The organism is uncultured Thiodictyon sp. (assembly GCF_903828115.1).
Lineage (GTDB): Bacteria > Pseudomonadota > Gammaproteobacteria > Chromatiales > Chromatiaceae > Thiodictyon.
Genome location: NZ_CAIKKU010000354.1, coordinates 1 through 4,295, shown reverse-complemented (window position 1 = coordinate 4,295; position 4,295 = coordinate 1). Strand labels below are relative to the sequence as shown.

At 70.5% G+C, this 4,295-nt stretch carries 4 protein-coding genes; all 4 read right to left on the bottom strand.

All coding sequences use genetic code 11. The features are described 5' to 3' along the window. Positions 1-200 precede the first annotated feature (200 nt). Complete coding sequence (gene bioD, locus QZY48_RS13035) at positions 201-902, bottom strand: dethiobiotin synthase (protein ID WP_295431288.1); 702 nt, start codon at positions 900-902, stop codon at positions 201-203. Next, on the bottom strand, positions 899-1,777 hold the full coding sequence (gene bioC / locus QZY48_RS13030) for a malonyl-ACP O-methyltransferase BioC (protein ID WP_295431287.1): 879 nt from the start codon (positions 1,775-1,777) through the stop codon (positions 899-901). The genes bioD and bioC overlap by 4 nt, the downstream gene beginning before the upstream one ends. 194 nt (positions 1,778-1,971) lie before the next feature. Continuing rightward, complete coding sequence (gene bioH / locus QZY48_RS13025; protein WP_295431286.1) at positions 1,972-2,778, bottom strand: pimeloyl-ACP methyl ester esterase BioH; 807 nt, start codon at positions 2,776-2,778, stop codon at positions 1,972-1,974. Between the two features lie 207 nt (positions 2,779-2,985). Then, positions 2,986-4,179, bottom strand: coding sequence for an 8-amino-7-oxononanoate synthase (gene bioF / locus QZY48_RS13020; protein WP_295431285.1), 1,194 nt, complete (start codon positions 4,177-4,179; stop codon positions 2,986-2,988). Positions 4,180-4,295 lie beyond the last annotated feature (116 nt).

The window sequence follows — 4,295 nt, the reverse complement described above, 5'->3', positions numbered from 1 at the left end:
TTAACTTAACGGCAGTGAGGTAACCCCCGCGTGAGACCAAGGCGTTCGGGCGGGAGGATTGGTCCCCAACGGGGTCGCGCATACCAGCCCGTGGGAGCGGCTTGCAGTGGCGATGCGACGTTGCAGTCACTTGCAAGGTCGCGGCGGTCTGAGAGGTCCGTCGCGGCTGAAGCCGCTCCCACGGCGGCGTTGCGCGGCGTTCATGACGGGCATTGTGGGACCTGGCGGGTAACCAACAGATCCAAGCGGAGTAGTCCGGCCAGGGTGTCGGGCGCGGGCTGGGGCAGCCAGGGGATGACGCCCAGGCAGGGGGCGGCGAGCAGGGCGGTGAGGGTGGCGATGTTTTCATCGGCCGCCTGCATCCGCGGGTCAATGCCGTTGCCGACCCAGCCGGCGAGGGTGGCGCCCTGGGCGCGGATGGACTCGGCGGTGAGCAGGGCGTGATTGAGGCACCCGAGCTTGAGGCCGACCACCAGGACCACCGGCAGGTCCAGCACCCTTGGCAGATCGCTGACCGACAGGCGGGTGCCGAGGGGTACGCGCCAGCCGCCGATGCCCTCGACCACCATCCGCTCGGCGGCGGCGGCCAGGGCGCAGTAGGCAGCGAGGATGGCGCCGGCGGCGATCTCGATCCCGGCCTGCCCGGCGGCGAGGTGGGGGGCGATGGGTGGCTCGAAGGCGTAGGGATTGATCAGGTCGTAGGGGGCGGCGCTGCTGCCCTGGGCCTGGAGGCGCAGGGCGTCGCCGTTGCGCAGTCCGGCGGGGCTGGGGTCGCAGCCGGTGGCGACTGGTTTCATGCCGAGCACCCGGTGTCCCTGCGCCTGCCAGGCGGCCATCAGGCCCAGGGCGATTTCGGTCTTGCCGCAGTCGGTGTCGGTGCCGGTGATGAAGACCCCGCTCATGCCCCGGGGCCCGGTCCGTAGCGTCGGCCGATGCTGCTCAGGGGGACGCCGATGCCGCCGTCCATGGGCTTTTGCAGCGGGGCCCAGGCGTGTCCGTAGACGACCTCGTAGGTGGCGGGCAGGCGTCCGTCGCCCTGGCGCTCGCGCTCGTAGGCGGCGGTGACGGCGGCGAGGCGGCGCGGGCCGGTGAGCCCGCGGGGACGCGCGGCGGTGGCGTTGTGGGCGCCGATGCCCTTCAGGTCGGCCATCAGGTCGCGCAAGCGCGCATAGGTGACGGTCAGGCGCTCGGTGTCCATCACCGGGTCGGCGAAGCGCGCCTGGACCAGGGCGTCGCCCAGGTCGTGCATGTCCGGGAAGGGGCTGACGTGGGTGTGGCCGTCCACGCCGGACCAGGCCGCGCGCAGTTCCTTGAGGGTATCCGGGCCGAAGGTGGTGAACATCAGCAGTCCCCCGGGGCTCAGGACCCGCAGGCATTCGGCGAAGACGGCGGCGGTGTCGTTGCACCACTGGAGGGTGCTGTTGGAGAGGATCAGGTCGGCGGCCCCGTCGGCCAGCGGCAGGCGTTCGGCGTCGGCGCACAGGCACAGGGGGCGACGCAGCCAACTGCCGCGGCGGCGCGCCTGGAGCAACATCGGGTGGGCGAAGTCGAGCGCGATCACCCGCGCCTTGCGGTAGCGCCGTTGCAGGGGGCCGAGCGCATAGCCGGTGCCGGTTCCCAGGTCCAGGACCCGCCGCGGGTCCAGGCGCACATAGTCGAGCCGCTCCAGGAGCCGGTCGGCGATCTCGCGTTGCAGCACGGCCGCGGCGTCGTAGCCGGCGGCGGCGCGCTCGAAGGCGCGGCGGGCGCGGGGCTTGTCGATGGGCGTTTGGCTCATGGTATTTCGCGGTTCATCACAAGAAGAATATTTGGCCGCAAATGAACGCAAATGAACGCAAATAAGCGCCAATCGATCTGCTGGTCAACATCGTCGCGGGCGTTACCCGGACGGTGACCATGCATTAAAGGCCAAATCTCTGATTATTTGCGTTAATTTGCGTTCATTTGCGGCTAGACTGCTTTTCTTCGGGTTCATGCCTTCAGTTGAGCGAGAAAGGAGGCGATGGCGTCCGCGCACTCCCGCGGATGAGAGAGGAAGGGCGCGTGGGCGGCGCCCGCGATGACGCGGGTCTGGGCCGCCGACATCAGGCACTCGACCCGCTCGCCGACCGCCGGGGGGACCAGGGTGTCATGGTCGCCGAAGAGCCACAGGGACGGGCAGCGGATGTCGGGCAGGGGGCCGCGCAGGTCTTCATCGCGCAGCAGTTCCAGCCCCAGGGCCAGGGCGGCCGGGGCGGCGGCGGGCCGCTGGGCCAATTCGCGGCGCAGGGTGCGCAGGACCTCCTGGGCCTGGTCGCTGCCGCGCACCTGGAGGGCCAGGAAGCGGTTGAGGGTGCCGGCCGGGTCCGCCGGCAGCCCGTCCTGGAACTGCTCCAGGGTCGCCTCGGGCACCGCCGGGGTCCAGTCCACGGCGCGCACGAAGCGCGGGGTGGCGGTGACCAGGATCAGGGCGCGGACCCGCTCGGGCGCCCGCAACGCGGCGGCCAGGGCCACCAGCCCGCCCAGGGACCAGCCGAGCCAGACCGCCCGCGCCGGGGCGGCGGCCAGGCAGGCGTCCGCCCAGCGCCACAGGGCGCCGGTGCCGGGGCCCAACTGGGGCGGGAAGGGGCTGTCGCCGTGACCGGGGAGTTCGATGCGGTGTTGGGTGAGGCCCGGGCTGAGGTCCGCGGGCAGGCCGTCCCAAACGGCGGCGTTCATGCCCCAGCCGTGGAGCAGGACCAGGTCATTGCCGGGGGTCTCGTCGGTGCCGAGCAGGTCGGCCAGGGTGTGCAGTGTCATAGCGATCCAGTGTCTTGTTTGCGTTCAGTGGCGGCCTTGTACCGTTGTCGTTGCCGTTGTCGTTGTCGTTGCCGTTGTCGTTGTCGTTGTCGTTGTCGTTGTCGTTGTCGTAATCGTAATCGTAATCGTAATCGTAATCGTAATCGTAATTGGAGAAGCGATGCCATTTGGCGTGCGCGAGAATCCGGAGCGCTACGATAACCTCGATTACGACAACGACAACGACAACGACGCGCCCAGCCCGTCCCTGACCCCGGGCAATCCGGCCAAGGCCTCGAGCAGGCGCTCCAGGTCGGTGTCGGTATGGGCCGCGCTCAGGGTGATACGCAGCCGCGCCGTGCCGGTCGGGACCGTGGGCGGGCGGATAGCGGTCACCAGCAGGCCGGCGGATTCCAGGGCGGCACTCCAGGCCAGCGCCCGCTCGGCGCTGCCAGCGAGCAGCGGTTGGATGGGGGTCGGCGAGTCCGCGAGCGGCAGTCCGAGTTGGGCGGCGCCGGTGCGCAGGCGCCCGATGAGGGTCGCCAGGCGCTCGCGCCGCCAGTCCTCCCGGCGCGCCAGGGCCAGGCTGACGCGGGTCGCCGCGGCCAGGGCCGGCGGGGTGGCGGTGGTGTAGATATAGGGGCGGGCGCGCTGGATCAGGGTCTCGATCAGGGCCTCGCTGCCCGCGACGAAGGCCCCGAAGGTCCCGAAGGCCTTGCCCAGGGTGCCCATCAGGATCGGCACCGCGGTGGCATCGAGGCCGCAGTGGTCCAGGCTGCCGCGCCCCTCCCGACCCAGGACGCCCAGCCCGTGGGCATCGTCCACCAGCAGCCAGGCGTCGGTCTGGCGCGCGACCTGGGCCAGGGCGGGCAGGGGGGCCAGGTCCCCGTCCATGCTGAAGACGCCGTCGGTGGCGATCAGTCGGGGCGCGGTGCGCTGTGCCAGGCGGGCCAGTTCAGCAGCGTCGGCGTGGGGGTAGCGGCAGAGCCGCGCGCGGGCGAGCAGGGCGCCGTCCAGGAGCGAGGCGTGGTTGAGACGGTCCTCGAAGACCGTATCGCCGCGCCCGCTCAGCGCCGCGATCACGCCCAGGTTGGCCATATAGCCGGTGGAGAAGAGCAGCGCCCGGGGCCGTCCGGTGAACTCGGCCAGGTCCTCCTCCAGTGCCTGGTGGGCGGCGCTGTGACCGTTCACCAGGTGGGCGGAGCCGCTGCCGACCCCCCAACGGGCGGCCCCCGGTTGGAGGGCGGCGATCAGCTCCGGGTGGTTGGCGAGCCCCAGGTAATCGTTGCTGCAAAAGTTGACCAGCGACCGCCCGTCGGTGCGGCCATGGGGCCGCTGGGGACCGTCCTGGACGCGGCGGCGCCGGTAGAGACCGGCGGCGCGCAGGCGGTCCAGTTCGGCGGTCAGATCGGGCGCTGGCATCAGGTTTTCATCCGGTATTCTCAGACCGCTCAGACCTTGGAACGGTTCGCTAATAGGTTAAACAATTCCATTAGGGATGCCTATAGCGCCATTTTCGTTGTCGTTGTCGTTGTCGT